Consider the following 15,972-nt stretch of genomic DNA (forward strand, 5'->3'; position numbering starts at 1 on the left):
CGTGCTGCGTTGGGATTGAATGTAGCCGCGCGATACCGGCGGATAAATGCCGTATCAGCGAATAGATTTATCGATTTCGGCGAATAATCGCGCAGAGGCTTGATGCGTGGGCGTTTGCAGGCGCGCTAGGCAAGCTGCTTATGGAAGAACGTAGTCCCGCAGAGCGTGCCGTCGGGCATCAAGGCGTAGTTCGGCACGACGCCGACACGCTGCCATCCGGCGCGTTGGTAGAGACGTTCTGCATCGCCGCCGGTGACGGTATCGAGCACGAGAACGGACTTGCCGGCTGCACGCGCGGCATCGTCGGCGGCGCTCATCAGATGCTGTGCAATGCCACGGCGTCGCGCGCGGCGCGCGACGAGCATCTTCGCGATATCGGCGCGATGCGGCTGATTTTCCGGCTGATCGATGACGACCTGCACCGTGCCGAGCACATGCCCGTCCGCGCTCTCTGCAACGAGCAGGATGCGTTCGTTGCGCACGACGCCATTGGCGACGCGCGTCCAGAATTCGACGGCGGTCGCGCGCGAAATAGGCAACATGAAACTGACCGACGCACCGCCTTCGACGCAATCGATGAGCACGTCCGCCAGCGCTTCGATATACCGCGTGACTTCATTCGCGCCGAGGCGGCGCACGGTAATCTCATTGTTCATGATTTGTTTTCCGTGGCCGCCTCTCGGCAGATGCTTAGCTATGCAACTATGTCCTCGGTGCCCGCGACTTCCGGCGTGCCATGCCGCACGATGGTCGGCGACGGCGTGCTCGTCGGCAGGCAGCGTTCCTCTGCATCCTTCTGACCTTGCAGCAACGGGCAGCGCTCGAACAACTCCGCGGCCCAGTCGACGAACACGCGCACCTTCGGCGACAGATGCCGGTTATGCGGATACACCGCGGAAATAGGCATCGGCAGCGGATTCCATTGCGGCAGCACTTCGATGAGCTCGCCCGCGCGCAGATGCGGCAGCGCCATGAAGCGCGGCACCTGGATGATGCCGACGCCCTTCAGGCCGCAGCTCAAATACGCTTCGGCGTCGTTCACCGCGATCATGCCGCGCATCTTCACTTCGATGGTTTCATCGTCGACGACGAAATCCATGTCCATGATGCGGCCCGTGCGGCTCGAAAAATAATTCACCGCCGTGTGATTCTGCAAATCGTCGATGGTTTTCGGCGTGCCGTTGCGTTCCAGATATTGGGGCGCGGCCACCGTCACGCCCTGAAACACGCCGATGCGGCGCGCGACGAGACTCGAATCCTGCAGCGTGCCCACGCGAATCACGCAATCGACGCCTTCCTGAATCAGATCGACCGGCTTGTCGCCGAAGCCCATCATCAGTTCGACTTCCGGATAGCGCGTGTGGAAATCGCATAGCTGCGGCATCACGATGAGCCGCCCGATCGCGCCGGGCATGTCCACGCGCAACTTGCCGTGCGGGCCTTTCCCGTTGTTCGAAAACGAGCCTTCCGCTTCTTCGATGTCCGCGAGGATGCGTACGCAGCGCTCGTAATACGCTGCGCCGTCCGGCGTGAGATTGAGCCTGCGCGTCGTGCGCTGAAGCAGCCGCACGTTCAGATGCGCTTCCAGATTCTGGATGATCGTCGTGACCGAGGCGCGCGGCAGATTGAGCGTGTCCGCTGCGCGGGAAAAGCTGTTGGTGTCGACGACGCGAGTGAAGACCTGCATTGCCTGAAGCCGATCCATGTTCTCTCACCTTCTTTACTTAGCGATGCAACTATTTAAGCGCGCGCTAAAGAATGACGGAAGAACAATCGCGAGGGATAACCACGATTGTTCGGTGCGACCGAATTGTGTTGCCGGATTATAGGCATTTATTAAAAAAGGCGCGGCCTCCAGAATTCGCAGCATCGCAACTTATGCGTGAAGGCCTTGCAGCATGGGCCTCGCACCGAGAATAACCATGGCAACACTGTTGGATCTGGAGTCGAGTCCGCGCTTGTGCATCGAAGATGTGCACATCACGGGACACGCGCAGCCGATCACGCTGCGCAGCTATCGTCCCGCATCGGACGGCACGATCCTGCCCATCGTTCTTTACTTCCACGGCGGCGGATTCATTCGCGGCGGACTCGACGACGCGGATATCGCAGCAGCGACGATCGCGCGCGATACGCCCGCGTGGGTCGTGTCTGTCGGCTATTCGCTCGCGCCGAAGTTTCCGTTTCCCGCCGCGCCCGAAGACGGCTATCGCGCCGCGCAATGGGCCGTCGCGCATGCGCGTTCGCAGCGCGCGGACCCGCAGCGCATCGGCGTCGTGGGCCATGACGCGGGCGGCAATCTCGCGACCTGCGTCGCGGCCATCGCGCGCGATCGCGGCGATATTCGCATGTCCGCGCAAGCGCTGCTCGCGCCGTTGCTCGACCCGAGCATGACGCGCCTCGCCGACGAACGCAAAGTGCTGTGCCCCGATTTCGAAGCATGCGAATGCGCGCAGTGGTATCGCGCGTATCTGCCGAATCCGTCGCAACGTCTGCATCCGTACGCCGCGCCGCTCGAATCGCGACGTCTCGGCGGATTGCCGCCCGCGATGATCGCGAGCGCCGAGCACGATCTGCTGCATATCGAGGCCGAGAAATACGCGGGCGAATTGATCGCAGCGGGTGTGCCGACCGAAGTCACGCGTCATTGCAAGACCTCGCATCAGGCGCTCGCCGCGCATCCCGAAGCGCTCGCGGATGTCGTCGCGTTCTTCAGGAAGCGCCTCGCACGCGCGAAGTAAGCGCGAAGTAAGCGCGAAAGATAACCGCAAGATTCGGCACGCCAGCCACGCATCACACAACAACAATCTCAACGCTAACCGGAGCCTTCACCATGTCATTCACTCGCAAACGCATCTACGCCGCGCTAGGCGCGGTGCTGATCGTCGCCGGCGCGGGCGGTTATACCGCCTTGCGCGGCCACGGCGATTCGGCGATCAACGAAGCCAAAGCCGCCGCGCACAGCCCGACTGCAACGGAAGTGGACGTCGCAGCGGTCGTGTCGAAGACCATCACCGACTGGCAAAGCTATTCGGGCAGGCTCGAAGCGGTCGATCACGTCGACATTCGTCCGCTCGTTCCCGGCACGATCGTCGCGGTGCATTTCAAGGACGGCCAGCTCGTGAAGAAGGGCGATGCGCTCTTTACGATCGATCCGCGTCCTTACGAAGCCGAAGTGGACCGCGCTCAGGCGCAGCTCGCGGCGGCGCAGGCGCGCAATGGTTATACGTCGACGGATGCAGCGCGCGCCGAACGCCTGCTCGCCGACAACGCGATCGCCAAGCGCGACTACGACGAGAAACAGAACGCTGCGCGCGAGGCCGTCGCCAACCTGAAGGCCGCGCAGGCTGCGCTCGAAGCCGCGAAGATCAATCTCGCGTACACGCATATCGTCGCGCCGGTGTCGGGCCGCGTGTCGCGCGCGGAACTTACTGTGGGCAACATCGTGTCGACGGGGGCGAATGCGCCTTTGCTCACGACGCTTGTTTCCGTATCGCCGATCTACGCATCCTTCGATGTCGATGAACAAACGTATCTGCGCTATCTCGGCCGCGATGCGGGCAGCACGGTGCCGGTGTCGCTCGGTCTCGCGAACGAAGATGGCTATTCGCGCGATGGCGTCGTCGATTCCGTCGATAACCGGCTCGATACGACGTCCGGCACCATCCGCGTGCGTGCGCGCTTCAACAATCCCGACGGCACGCTCGTGCCCGGGCTCTATGCACGCGTGAAGGTCGGCGGCGGCTCGCCGCATCCGGCCGTGCTCGTGGAAGACGAAGCGATCGGCACCGATCAGGACAAGAAGTACGTGATGGTCGTCGACAAGGACAACCGCGTGCAGTATCGCGAAGTCACGCTGGGTCAGACGCATGAAGGCCTGCGCGTGATCTCGAAGGGTTTGCAGCCGGGCGAGCGCATCGTCGTCAACGGCCTGCAGCGCGTGCGTCCCAACGATGTGATCAAGGCCAACAACGTCGCGATGAATGACGACGACAAAGCGCCCGCCGTGAAGACGGCATCCGCACAGTGATGCGCGTCATCCGCAACAGACAGAACTCGTCATGAACATATCCAAATTTTTCATCGATCGCCCGATCTTTGCGGGCGTGCTATCGGTGGTCGTGCTGCTGGCGGGCGTCATCGCGATGTTCAAGCTGCCGATCTCCGAATATCCGGAAGTCGTGCCGCCTTCGGTCGTCGTGCATGCGCAGTACCCCGGCGCAAACCCGAAGGTGATCGCGGAGACCGTGGCCTCGCCGCTCGAAGAGCAGATCAACGGCGTCGAGGACATGCTCTACATGCAGTCGCAAGCGAACAGCGACGGCAATCTCACGACGACCGTAACGTTCAAGCTCGGCACCGATCCGGACAAGAACACGCAGCTCGTGCAGAACCGCGTGAACCAGGCATTGCCGCGTCTGCCGCAGGACGTGCAGCGTCTCGGCGTGACGACGATCAAATCGTCGCCGACGCTGACGATGGTCGTTCACCTCAATTCGCCCAACGGCCGTTACGACATGACGTATCTGCGCAATTACGCGCTGATCAACGTGAAGGACCGGCTCGAACGCATCGCGGGCGTGGGCGAAGTGCAGCTGTGGGGCTCGGGCGATTACTCGATGCGCGTGTGGCTCGATCCGCAAAAGGTCGCGCAGCGCGGCATGACCGCGACCGATGTCGTCAACGCGATCCGCGAGCAGAACGTGCAGGTCGCGGCGGGCGTGATCGGCGGATCGCCGACGCTGCCGAACGTGCCGCTGCAACTGAACGTGAATGCGCGCGGCCGCTTGCAGAACGAGTCGGAGTTTCGCGACATCGTGCTGAAGACGTCGCCCGATGGCGCGGTCACGCATCTCTCCGATGTCGCGCGCGTCGAGCTGGCTGCATCGGAATATGGTCTGCGTTCGTTGCTCGACAACAAGTCGGCAGTTGCAATCGCAATCAATCAGCAACCGGGCGCGAACTCGCTGCAGATTTCCGACGAAGTCCGCAAGACGATGAAGGAACTGAAGGCGGACATGCCCGCGGGTCTCGAATACGAGATCGTCTATGACCCGACACAGTTCGTGCGCTCCAGTATCGAAGCCGTGATTCATACGCTCGCTGAAGCGATCGCGCTGGTGGTGCTCGTCGTGATCGTGTTCCTGCAAACGTGGCGCGCGTCGATCATCCCGCTGCTCGCGGTGCCGGTGTCGATCGTCGGCACATTCTCGCTGCTGCTTGCATTCGGATTCTCGATCAACGCGTTGTCATTGTTCGGGATGGTGCTTGCGATCGGTATCGTCGTCGACGATGCGATCGTGGTCGTCGAGAACGTCGAGCGCAACATCGAAGCGGGGTTATCGGCGAGAGAAGCGACGTATCAGGCGATGCGCGAAGTGAGCGGGCCGATCATCGCGATTGCATTGACGCTCGTTGCCGTGTTCGTGCCGCTCGCGTTCATGTCGGGTCTCACGGGCCAGTTCTACAAGCAGTTCGCGATGACCATCGCCATCTCGACGGTGATCTCGGCCTTCAACTCGCTGACGCTGTCGCCGGCGCTCGCCGCGCTGCTGCTGAAAGGCCACGACGAGCCGAAGGACTGGCTCACGCGAGGCATGGACCGCGTGTTCGGCGGCTTCTTCCGCGGCTTCAACAAGGTCTTTCATCGCGGTTCGGATGCGTACGGCAAGGGCGTGAAGAGCGTCATCAACCGCAAGGCATTGATGATGGTCGTGTATGCCGTTCTGCTCGGCGGCGCGGTGCTGATGGGCAAGATCGTGCCGGGCGGCTTCGTGCCCGCACAGGACAAGGAGTACCTCATCAGCTTCGCGCAGTTGCCGAACGGCGCATCGCTCGATCGCACGGAAGGCGTGATCCGTCAGATGTCGGATATCGCGCTGAAGCAGCCGGGCGTGGAAAGCGCGGTGGAGTTTCCGGGCTTGTCGGTGAATGGCTTCACGAACTCGTCGAGCGCGGGCATCGTGTTCGTCACGCTGAAGCCCTTCAAGGAGCGCGTGCATGACAAGGCGCTGTCCGCAGGCGCGATTGCCGGCGCGCTGAATCAGAAGTACGCGGGCATCAAGGGCTCGTTCATCGCCGTGTTCCCGCCGCCGCCGGTGCTCGGTCTCGGCACGCTCGGCGGCTTCAAGATGCAGCTCGAGGATCGCGGCGCGCTCGGCTATGCGGCACTCGCCGATGCGACCCAGGCGTTCATCAAGCGCGCATCGCAAACGCCCGAGCTTGGACCGACGTTCTCGAGCTATCAGATCAACGTGCCGCAATTGAACGTCGATCTGGATCGCGTGAAGGCGAAGCAGCTGGGCGTCTCGGTGACGGACGTCTTCGACACGATGCAGGTGTATCTCGGCTCGCTCTACGTGAACGACTTCAATCGCTTCGGACGCGTGTATCAGGTGCGCGTGCAGGCGGATGCGCCGTTCCGCGCGAATCCGGAAGACATCGGCTTGCTGAAGACGCGTAACGCGAATGGCGACATGGTGCCCTTGTCGTCGCTCGTGAAGGTGACGCCGACGTATGGTCCGGAGATGGTCGTGCGCTACAACGGCTATACCGCCGCCGATATCAACGGCGGTCCTGCGCCCGGCTATTCATCGGGCCAGGCGCAGGCGGCGGCGGAACGCATCGCGGCCGAAGTGCTGCCGCGCGGGATCAAGTTCGAATGGACCGATCTCACGTATCAGCAGATCCTCGCGGGCAACGCTGCGCTGTGGGTCTTCCCGATCAGCGTGCTGCTCGTGTTCCTCGTGCTCGCCGCGTTGTATGAAAGCCTGACGCTGCCGCTCGCGGTCATTCTGATCGTGCCGATGAGTATTTTGTCCGCGCTGGTCGGCGTATGGCTCACCGATGGCGACAACAACATCTTCACGCAGATCGGTTTGATGGTGCTCGTGGGCTTGTCGGCGAAGAACGCGATTCTGATCGTCGAGTTCGCACGCGAACTGGAGATGCAAGGCCGCACGATCGTGCAGGCCGCGATAGAAGCGAGCCGCCTGCGTTTGCGCCCGATTCTGATGACGTCCATCGCGTTCATCATGGGTGTGGTGCCGCTCGTGCTGTCGACGGGCGCGGGTTCGGAAATGCGTCATGCAATGGGCGTGGCGGTGTTCTTCGGCATGTTGGGCGTGACGCTCTTCGGCCTGATGCTGACGCCGGTGTTCTACGTGATCCTGCGCAAGCTCTCGCGCACCGAGCACGTAACGGACAAGCACGGCACGCATCCGCAGATGCGCGGTATTGGTGCTTCGGTCGAAGCGCAGTGAGGTGAATGATGAATAAGCTGCATGTTTTATCGAGTCTGATGGCGTCGTTGTTGCTGGTCGCGGGCTGCTCGCTCGCGCCGACCTACGAGAAGCCCGACGTCAATGCGCCGTCCGCCTACAAGGAAACGCCGCAAAAGACGCTCGATGCATCGGAAGCGGGTACGTGGAAGACCGCGCAGCCGTCCGAAGAGATGATGCGCGGCGAATGGTGGACGATCTTCGACGACGCCACGCTCAACGATCTGGAAAAGCAGGCGCAGGACGCGAACCAGAACCTGAAGGCGGCGGCCGCGCGCGTGAAGGAAGCGCGCGCGATCAACCAGACGGCGCGGGCGGGCTTGTTCCCGACGCTCGATGCGGGCTTCGGCCCGACGCGCGAGAAGTTCTCGCCGGCATCGCAGTTCCTGCCCGCCGATGGCAACGTGCCTGCGCAAACGCTGTGGCGCGCGCAGGCGAGCGTGTCGTATGAAGTCGATCTGTTCGGCCGCGTGTCGAACTCGGTGCAAGCCGCGAACGCGGACACGCAGCAAAGCGAGGCGTTGTTCCGTTCGGTGCAGTTGGCATTGCAGGCTGACGTCGCGCAGAACTACTTCAATCTGCGCGAGCTCGATGCGGAAAGCGATGTCTTCACGCGCACCGTGCAGCTACGCGAGGAAGCGTTGAAGCTCGTGCAACGCCGCTACACCGAAGGCGATATCAGCGAACTCGACGTGGCCCGCGCGAAATCCGAGCTCGCGACAGCGCGTTCGGATGCGATGACGGTGCAACGTCTGCGCGCGGCATCGGAACATAGTCTCGCGGTATTGCTCGGCAAGTCGCCCGCCGAATTCACGATGGCCGCGAATCCGCTCAAGCCGGTAACGGTGCGCGTGCCGCCCGGTTTGCCTTCGGCGCTGCTCGAACGTCGTCCCGATGTCGCGGCGGCGGAACGCGCGATGGCTGCGGCCAATGCGCGTATCGGCGTGGCGAAGGCGGCGTTCTTCCCGTCGCTCACGTTGACGGGCTCGGGCGGCTTCGAATCCGCGACGCTCGGCGATCTCTTCAAGTGGTCGAGCCGCACATTCCTGCTCGGGCCGTTCGCGGGTACGGCGCTGAATATCCCGATCTTCGATGGCGGCCGTCGCAAGGGCAATCTCGCGAATGCGCGCGCGATATATGAAGAGGATTCGGCGAACTATCGTCAGCAGGTGCTCGTTGCGTTCCGCGAGGTCGAGGACAATCTGTCGGATCTGCGCATCCTCGAAGATCAGACCGCGACGCAGGACGATGCAGTGAAGGCGTCGGTGCGTGCCGCGCAGTTGTCGCGCACGCAGTACACCGAAGGCGCGGTGAATTACCTCGACGTGATCGATGCGGAGCGCACCGTATTGCAGACGCAGCGCGCCTCGGTGCAGTTGCGGGGCACGCAGGCGGTATCGACGGTGAATTTGATCCGCGCACTGGGCGGCGGCTGGGGCGATGCGAAGCCCACGCCGGTGCCCGAGCCGAGTCTCGCGCAGAAGTAGCATGAAGATGGCCCTGCATCGCGCAGGGCCATTTTTTCTCGGGGCGCGCATCGATGACAGCTCGATTGTTCGCCTCCCGGAACATATGTCTTCACCTGCGGGGCGTTTATCCGCACGGCTCGAATCCATAGAATTTCAATCATGGGATAGGGAGCCGATGATGAAAGACTTGATCGCAAAACAACTGTATCAGCCGGCGGTGGTGTTGCCACTGCTACTGTTGACGCGCCTGATGGTCACGCTCGACTTCAATCTCGCGCAAGTAATGTTCGTAATGGTATTGAGAGGTTCGCAGCACGCATATCAGTTCGCGCTGCGTCATGCGGTTTCGCGTCAGCGCAATGGCGCGAGCGTGAAGCATCTGCCCTGCAACAACTGCTGCTGACGCGCGCCGCGCTATCGACCTCAATACACTTCGGGAACGTACATCTCATCCGGCACGGGCTGGCGCAAATAATCGGGATTGAACACGCGGTCGGGCAGTTCGATCGGCGGATGCTCGACATCGTGATACGGCACCTGACTCAGCAAGTGATGAATGCAGTTCAGGCGCGCACGTTTCTTGTCGACGGCATGCACGACCCACCACGGCGCTTCGGGAATGTGCGTGCGCTGAAGCATCACTTCCTTGGCCGCCGTGTAGGCCTCCCATCGGCGGCGGCTCTCCAGGTCCATCGGGCTCAGTTTCCACTGCTTCAAAGGATCTTCGATACGCGCCTGGAAGCGCACTTCCTGTTCGTCGTCGGTGATCGAGAACCAGTACTTCACGATCTGAATGCCGCTTCGCACGAGCATCTTCTCGAACTCGGGAACCGAGCGGAAGAATTCCTCATACTCTTCGTCCGTGCAGAAGTTCATCACGCGCTCGACGCCCGCGCGGTTATACCAGCTTCGATCGAACAGCACGATCTCGCCCGCCGCCGGCAAATGCGACACGTAGCGCTGGAAATACCATTGCGTGCGCTCGCGATTGTTCGGCGCGGGCAGGGCGGCCACGCGGCACACGCGCGGATTCAGCCGTTGCGTGATGCGCTTGATCGCGCCGCCTTTGCCCGCCGCATCGCGTCCCTCGAACAGCACCACGAGCCGATGCCCCTCGTGCACGACCCAGTCCTGCAGCTTCACGAGTTCGCCTTGCAAGCGAAACAGCTCGCGAAAATAGGTCTTGCGTAACTGACGCTCTTCATCGGAGAAAGTCGATTCGCCGTCCAGGAAGCGATCGTCGATCTCCATCTCGAACTCTTCGTCGTAGCTGTCGATGATGTCGGCGTGGAAACGGCGCTGCTTTTCCGTCGTGTTCATGAGGGGCTCCGTGGCGTTCTTGGGCTGCCGCCGTCGCGATGACGGTCGCGGCGCGGGACGGCCGATTGTGACGACATTCGATGGCAGTCACATGACAGCGGCTGATTCGTTCATTCTAGCGAGCGATTCGCTGCTTTATGACGCGGCGTCGCGCGCCGTTAGAATGTTCCGGCACTTCGATGGCATTTTGAAGTTCGATTTCATCTTCCCCATATCAAGCGAGCGAACGCAATGACCGCAACGATCCATAGTTTCGACGAAGCTCAAACCGCGCGCCTCGTGCCGTATGATCGGCTCGTCGACACCCTCGCCGCGACGATGCTCGATTACGCGGCGGGACGCATCGTGAGTCCAGAGCGCATGGTGGTGCCGATCGAAGGCGGCGTGATGTTGTCGATGCCCGCGAGCGCCGCCGATCTCGCGATGCACAAGCTCGTGAACGTTTGCGCGGGCAACGGCGCGCTCGGCCTGCCGACGATCCACGGTCAGGTGACCGCCTACGATGCCATGACGGGCGTGCCGCAATTCATGCTCGATGGCCCGACGGTGACGGGCCGGCGCACGGCGGCGGTATCGATGCTCGCGATCCGCGCGCTTCACGATGCCGCGCCGCGCGAGGTGCTCGTCATCGGTACGGGCAAGCAGGCTGCGTATCACGTCGAGGCGCTCGCCGCTATTTATCCCGATGCGCGCATCGTCGTGCAAGGCTCGCGTCCCGGGCGCGCGCGCGAGTTCTGTGCGGCGCATGCATCGCTTTCGAAGCAGCTTGCCGCGCTCGACGAGACCACGATTCCCGATTCGATCGATGTCGTCATCGCCGCGACCACGAGCAAGACGCCGGTCTATACGTTGCCCGCGCGCGCGGGCCGCCTCGTGATCGGCGTGGGCGCATTCACCGCCGATGCCGCCGAGATCGCCGCCGCGACCGTGCATGCAAGCGCGCTTTACGTCGACGACCCTGCGGGCGCGCGTCACGAAGCAGGCGATTTCATTCTCGCGAGCGTCGAATGGAACGATGTGCACGCATTGGCGCTCGCGCTCGCGGCGCCGTCCAAAGCCGTTGATGCATTGCAACCGGTGATGTTCAAATCGGTCGGCTGCGCGGCTTGGGATCTTGCGGCATGTCGCGTCGCGCGTGCGGTTTTGTCGGAGGAAAGCGTCGCGGCGCGCTAGGCCGTGCAAGGGGAACGCCAGCTTGGAACGGTACTTGCTGTAAGTCTCTTTAATGACAGAGACGCCATAAGCGTCACATGACAAACGGCGCCAAGGTGCGCCACAGCAATCGAGCCAGCGAACTAACCCATGAAAAGTCGATACGACAGCAAGTGGCACCCGTGGATTCCGGCGCGCGACGACGGACGTGAGGGCGCGGGTGGCGCGGCGGACGGGGAACGCCAGACGACTCCGCATGCGAGCGCGGCGCCGCCTGCGGCTTATTTCATCTCGGTTCTTGAGCTTGCGACGGGCGAGAAACTCGGCAATGACGAGCGTCTGCGCGCCGTCGCGATGCTGGAATCGCAATTCGGTGCGGGGCGTCCGCGCACGCTGAAGGAAGCGGTGCGAATCTGCGCGGCGGCGATCGATTCATCGACGCTGCAGCGCATGGCGCGCGGCGCAAAGGCCTAGAACACGTCTGAAAAGACAGCTTCGGCGAAGCGCGTTTTTTCACACGTGTGTAAAACGCGCGTGCTCGCCGAAAAGTGCGCGAACGTTCGGTTGCGCCTTGACCGCTCTATTTGACGGTCTGAATGACTTCGAAGCCCTCGAATTCCGGATGACCGAGATAAAGCTGGCGCGTCTCACCGCCGGCATTGCGATGCGCGGCGCGAAACGCGTCCGAACGCGTCCAGTCTTCGAAGGCTGCCTGATTCGCCCATATCGTATGGCTCGAATACAGAACGTGATCGTCTTTCACCGGTCCTTTGAGCAGATGAAACTCGACGAACCCGGGCACATCCTTCAGATGCGTATCGCGGCTCGTCCACAGACGTTCGAAGTCGGCTTCGGCGCCGGGCACGATCTTGAAGCGGTTCATGGCGATATACATGTCGATGCGGTTCCTTCGAAGTAGTGACTCGATTGAGCGGATAAGAACGATCAGTCGCGCCCGAGTTCGACGATGGTCGTGAAGCCGCCGAAGAACATGCGTTGAGGATCGAACGGCGTCTCGCCGGATTCCATCATCGTTTTGAGGCGCGGGTCTTCCATCACTTTGGCGTTGACGCTATCGCGCTGCTCGCGCGATTCGTAGACGATATACGAGAACGCGACGGTCTCGCCTTCCTTCATCTGCACGCTCTGTGGAAACGATGTGAGCTTGCCGGGCTTCACGTCGTCGGCGATGGTTTCCACGAACTCCAGTGCGCCGTGTTCCAGCCAGATCTTGCCGGCGGCTTCGGCCATGCGGCGATAAGCGTCGACCTTGTCGATCGGTACGGGTACGACGAATCCATCCACGTAATGCGCCATCTGAGTCTCCTGGTTGAGTCGAACGCGCACCGCGCACGCGATGCGCTGTCTGCTTTGAGCTATTCGTATGGAGCGAAGTTCAGGGCGGTCCACGTATCGGCGGGCGAGGCGCGTTCCAGCACCGTGGACGAGAGCGGCGCGAAGTTCATCCCATAGATCGATGCGAGCGGCAGGCGAAGCGCATGCGCGAGCGCCACTTTCACGACGATCGCATGCGTGACGACGATGCAGCGCCCCGCGTCGAGCCGGTCGATCGAAGCGAAGCCCTCGGCGACGCGCGCGGCGAGCATGGCGACGCTTTCGCCGCCGTGCGAACGCGCATCGGGATCCGCGAGCCAGGCAGCGACATGTTCCGGTTCGCGCTCGCCCGTTTCGCGTATCGAATGCCCGCGCCAGCGGCCATAGTCGATGTCGTCGAACGCGGGAACGATCTCGAATGTATCCGCGATCCACGCCGCCGTTTCACGCGCGACGCGCGCGGGACTCGCAATCACGCGCGTGTCGGGCAAGGCGTGCAATGACGCGAGCTGCGCGCGCGCATCGCGCTCGGGAGGTTCGTCGCCGGTGGGAAAGTGCCCGGTTTTCATCGCGCGCGTGGCGGCGTGACAGAGAAGAATGAGTTCCAAGGCAGGTGGCGGTCGAATCGGAATCGTTTTACTTTGCAGCGGATCATCATAGAATGGCAAGCTTGCAGTGCGAGGAAGCCGGTGCAAACCCGGCACGGTCGCGCCACTGTGTGCGGTACGTCAACGCGAAAGCGCGGCGCCGCGAGTCAGACCCCGCTGCATGCTCTTCGTCAATCGGGACGCGCTTTTCCCTGGAGAACCACCATGAATGCTTCCAACGCGCCGGTCTTTTCCGCTCCGGTTTCCCCGTCACTCGATGCACCCGTGCCCATTCCGGTGCGTGAAGTGTTGCCGTGGGCCGTCTTCATCGGCCTCATTCTGCTGATCGCAATCTATTTCGTCGGCGCCGAACAGGGCGCGACGTCGATTTTCTCGGGCACGTACGTCCACGAATTCGTGCATGACGGCCGGCATTTGCTCGGCTTTCCGTGCCACTGAGGAAGCATCATGATTCGCACTTTGCTGATACGCGGCATGATCGCGGGACTGGTCGCGGGCCTGATCGGCTTCGGCTTCGCGCGTGCGTTCGGTGAACCGTCGGTGGCACGCGCCATCGCGTTCGAGGAACAGCACGAGCATGAACACGAACATGAGCACGGTCATGCCGATGCGGCTGCCACGCAAGCGCATTCGCACGATCACGGCGACGAAGCGCTCGTGTCTCGCGATACGCAAGCGGGCCTCGGCCTTCTGACCGGCGTCGCCGTGTTCGGCACCGCGCTCGGCGGTCTCTTCTCGCTCGTGTTCGCGTTTGCTTATGGACGGCTCGGCGCGTTGCGCGCGCGCGGCACGTCGGCATTGCTCGCGCTGTTCGGCTTCGTGAGCGTCGCCATCGTGCCGTTCCTCAAGTACCCGCCCAATCCGCCCGCTGTCGGCAATGCCGAGACCATCGGGCCGCGCACGGCGCTTTTCTTCGGCATGGTGGCGATTTCCATCGCGGCTGCCGTCTTCGCCGTGCGCTTGCAGCGGCGCATGGTGGCGCGGCATGGCGGGTGGAACGCGACGCTCATCGCGGCGGCTGCGTATATCGTCGTGATCGTGGCGGCGCAGGTCGCGCTGCCGTCCGTCGATGAAGTGCCCCCGGATTTCTCCGCTTCGCTGCTGTGGAATTTCCGCGTGGCCGCTATCGGCATGCAGGCGCTGTTATGGACGACGCTCGGTCTCGTGTTCGGTGCGCTCGCAGCGCGTGAACTCGAGCGGCCGGCGGTGAGAAGAATGGCTGCGGCGTAAGCGGTTCGGCGTCGCTCATGAAGCTCGCGCTTCGTCAGGAACGCGGGCTTTTCGTTTGCTCTTTCGCCGCACGACGCTTGAGCAATTCATCGAACAGATCGAGCTTCGCGGCATCGTCCATCGATCTGAAGGTCTTGATTTCCTCGCGGCTTCGGAAGCAGCCGAGGCACAGGCCCGTTTCCTGATCGAGCTTGCAGACATCGGTGCATGGCGAGCCGATGGGTTCCTGCGCTTTCGCGCGTTCGATGGTGAAAGCGAGATCGTCTTGCGTCGTTGTCATAGTGATTCGCCGCGAAAGAGCGCAGCGGCCGCGGCCGGATTCGACGGCCAGTAAGCGTGCATGTAAGTGGCCGACACCGAACCATGCCGATAGAGCGCTTCGCCTTCGGTGCCGGTCGTGGCATGAGCGGCCTTGAGCGCCGGCTGCATCGGCGTGTCGAGCGTCGAGTAGTGGAATGTGTGACCCGTCATCGCTCCATGCGTCGTGTCGATGCGCTGCATCGCGAGGCGCGACAGCTTGCGTTGCATCGCCGCGTCGCCGGGAAGGATGCCGAGCATCGCATGCCGCGTGCCTTCGATGTCGGTCAGCGTGTCGAGCAGATACAGCATGCCGCCGCATTCCGCGACCAAGGGCTTCGCTCGCTCGACGTGCGCAACGATCGATGCACGCGCGCGTTCGTTCGAAGCGAGCGCCGCGGCATGCAGTTCGGGATAGCCGCCGGGAAGATAGAGCGCGTCGGCATCGTGCGGCGCGGGTTCGTCGGCGAGCGGAGAAAACGTGCTGATGCGCGCGCCCATGGCGATGAGCACATCGACATTCGCCGGATACACGAACGAGAACGCCGCATCGCGAGCGATGGCGATATGCGCGCCGTCGAGCAGACGCGGCGGCGCGGGCAGCGTCGCATCGTCGAAATGAACGGGCGGCGGAAGATCGGCGAGCGTCGTTTGCGCGATTGCATCGGCGGCGCGGTCGAGCCGTGCGTCGAGGCCCGCGATTTCATCGGGCTGCGTGAGACCGAGATGACGCTCGGGCAAGGCGATATCGTCCGCATTCGACAGATGGCCGCAATAACGCAAGTCGACGGGGATAGTCTCCGACAACATCTGCGCATGACGCGCCGATGCAACGCGATTCGCGAGCACGCCATGAAAGGGCACATCTTCGCGATAACGCGCGAGCCCGAACGCGATGGCGCCGAACGTCTGCGCCATGCCGTGCGCGCCGATCACCGCGAGCACCGGTACGTTGAACGTGGCGGCCAGATCGGCGCTGCTCGGCGTGCCGTCGAAGAGACCCATCACGCCTTCGATGAGAATGAGATCGGCCTCGCGCGCGGCCTTGGCGAGCAACGCGCGGCACGCATCGAGCCCGACCATCGACAGATGCAGCGAATAAACGGGCGCGCCGCATGCACGTTCGAGAATCATCGGATCGAGAAAATCCGGGCCGGTCTTGAACACGCGTACCTTCAGTCCTCGGCGCGTGTGATGACGCGCAAGCGCCGCCGTCACCGTGGTCTTGCCTTGATGCGACGCACTCGCGCCGATGAAGAGAGCGGGGCAGTCGGGCATCGC

The 15,972-nt window shown here is 62.7% G+C and carries 17 protein-coding genes and 1 riboswitch; of the genes, 9 read left to right on the forward strand and 8 right to left on the reverse strand.

From position 1 onward, the window contains the following. Window positions 1-125: 125 nt before the first annotated feature. Both BG60_RS15335 and BG60_RS15340 read right to left on the reverse strand, forming a co-directional pair. Window positions 126-656: a GNAT family N-acetyltransferase gene (locus BG60_RS15335; RefSeq protein WP_008353072.1), complete on the reverse strand. Its 531-nt coding sequence runs from the start codon at window positions 654-656 to the stop codon at window positions 126-128. Between the two features lie 38 nt (window positions 657-694). Further along, on the reverse strand, window positions 695-1,705 hold the full coding sequence (locus tag BG60_RS15340; RefSeq protein WP_008353073.1) for a LysR family transcriptional regulator: 1,011 nt from the start codon (window positions 1,703-1,705) through the stop codon (window positions 695-697). 217 nt (window positions 1,706-1,922) lie between these two features. Here BG60_RS15340 and BG60_RS15345 point away from each other — a divergent pair, with 217 nt between their 5' ends. The 5 genes from BG60_RS15345 to BG60_RS40055 all read left to right on the forward strand — a co-directional run bounded on the left by BG60_RS15345 (window position 1,923) and on the right by BG60_RS40055 (window position 9,152). After that, window positions 1,923-2,741, forward strand: coding sequence for an alpha/beta hydrolase (locus BG60_RS15345; RefSeq protein ID WP_008353075.1), 819 nt, complete (start codon window positions 1,923-1,925; stop codon window positions 2,739-2,741). A gap of 92 nt (window positions 2,742-2,833) precedes the next feature. Next, window positions 2,834-4,030: an efflux RND transporter periplasmic adaptor subunit gene (locus BG60_RS15350; protein ID WP_008353077.1), complete on the forward strand. Its 1,197-nt coding sequence runs from the start codon at window positions 2,834-2,836 to the stop codon at window positions 4,028-4,030. A 31-nt stretch (window positions 4,031-4,061) separates the two neighbouring features. Beyond that, the gene (locus BG60_RS15355; protein WP_008353078.1) at window positions 4,062-7,262 is read left to right on the forward strand and encodes an efflux RND transporter permease subunit; all 3,201 of its coding nucleotides are present in this window, start codon (window positions 4,062-4,064) and stop codon (window positions 7,260-7,262) included. A 5-nt stretch (window positions 7,263-7,267) separates the two neighbouring features. After that, a complete protein-coding gene (locus BG60_RS15360) occupies window positions 7,268-8,767 on the forward strand; it encodes an efflux transporter outer membrane subunit (RefSeq protein WP_033537058.1) in 1,500 nt (499 codons plus the stop codon). A gap of 1 nt (window position 8,768) precedes the next feature. Then, a complete protein-coding gene (locus BG60_RS40055; protein ID WP_308196618.1) occupies window positions 8,769-9,152 on the forward strand; it encodes a hypothetical protein in 384 nt (127 codons plus the stop codon). 20 nt (window positions 9,153-9,172) lie between these two features. On the opposite strand, the gene ppk2 is transcribed toward BG60_RS40055, so the two are convergent. Beyond that, entirely contained in the window at window positions 9,173-10,069 is an 897-nt protein-coding gene (ppk2, locus tag BG60_RS15370) for a polyphosphate kinase 2 (RefSeq protein ID WP_008353084.1), read from the reverse strand. Between the two features lie 231 nt (window positions 10,070-10,300). Between ppk2 and lhpI the strand changes: the two genes are divergently transcribed. After that, window positions 10,301-11,242 carry a bifunctional Delta(1)-pyrroline-2-carboxylate/Delta(1)-piperideine-2-carboxylate reductase gene (gene lhpI, locus BG60_RS15375; RefSeq protein WP_008353087.1) on the forward strand — a complete coding sequence of 314 codons (942 nt, stop codon included), beginning with the start codon at window positions 10,301-10,303 and terminating at the stop codon, window positions 11,240-11,242. Between the two features lie 129 nt (window positions 11,243-11,371). Continuing rightward, window positions 11,372-11,695: a hypothetical protein gene (locus BG60_RS15380; protein ID WP_008353089.1), complete on the forward strand. Its 324-nt coding sequence runs from the start codon at window positions 11,372-11,374 to the stop codon at window positions 11,693-11,695. Window positions 11,696-11,801: 106 nt separating this feature from the next. Here BG60_RS15380 and hmuQ read toward each other — a convergent pair whose 3' ends face one another. The 3 genes from hmuQ to BG60_RS15395 are packed head-to-tail and all read right to left on the reverse strand — an operon-like array spanning window position 11,802 to window position 13,164. Beyond that, a complete protein-coding gene (gene hmuQ, locus BG60_RS15385; protein WP_008353090.1) occupies window positions 11,802-12,116 on the reverse strand; it encodes a heme-degrading protein HmuQ in 315 nt (104 codons plus the stop codon). Between the two features lie 50 nt (window positions 12,117-12,166). Continuing rightward, entirely contained in the window at window positions 12,167-12,538 is a 372-nt protein-coding gene (locus tag BG60_RS15390; protein ID WP_034471935.1) for a DUF1428 domain-containing protein, read from the reverse strand. Window positions 12,539-12,597: 59 nt separating this feature from the next. Continuing rightward, a complete protein-coding gene (locus BG60_RS15395) occupies window positions 12,598-13,164 on the reverse strand; it encodes a histidine phosphatase family protein (protein WP_034471938.1) in 567 nt (188 codons plus the stop codon). Between the two features lie 48 nt (window positions 13,165-13,212). Further along, window positions 13,213-13,339, forward strand: a riboswitch (cobalamin riboswitch). A 29-nt stretch (window positions 13,340-13,368) separates the two neighbouring features. On the opposite strand from BG60_RS15395, the gene BG60_RS15400 reads away from it, so the two are divergent. Continuing rightward, a complete protein-coding gene (locus BG60_RS15400) occupies window positions 13,369-13,602 on the forward strand; it encodes a CbtB domain-containing protein (protein WP_034471940.1) in 234 nt (77 codons plus the stop codon). 9 nt (window positions 13,603-13,611) lie between these two features. Beyond that, the gene (locus BG60_RS15405; RefSeq protein ID WP_008353094.1) at window positions 13,612-14,394 is read left to right on the forward strand and encodes a CbtA family protein; all 783 of its coding nucleotides are present in this window, start codon (window positions 13,612-13,614) and stop codon (window positions 14,392-14,394) included. A 34-nt stretch (window positions 14,395-14,428) separates the two neighbouring features. Here BG60_RS15405 and BG60_RS15410 read toward each other — a convergent pair whose 3' ends face one another. Continuing rightward, a complete protein-coding gene (locus BG60_RS15410) occupies window positions 14,429-14,674 on the reverse strand; it encodes a DUF1289 domain-containing protein (RefSeq protein ID WP_008353096.1) in 246 nt (81 codons plus the stop codon). Further along, window positions 14,671-15,969, reverse strand: a complete 1,299-nt coding sequence (locus tag BG60_RS15415; RefSeq protein ID WP_008353098.1) for a cobyrinic acid a,c-diamide synthase CobB — start codon at window positions 15,967-15,969, stop codon at window positions 14,671-14,673. The genes BG60_RS15410 and BG60_RS15415 overlap by 4 nt, the downstream gene beginning before the upstream one ends. Window positions 15,970-15,972 lie beyond the last annotated feature (3 nt).

The organism is Caballeronia zhejiangensis (genome assembly GCF_000698575.1).
Classification (GTDB): Bacteria; Pseudomonadota; Gammaproteobacteria; order Burkholderiales; family Burkholderiaceae; genus Caballeronia; species Caballeronia zhejiangensis.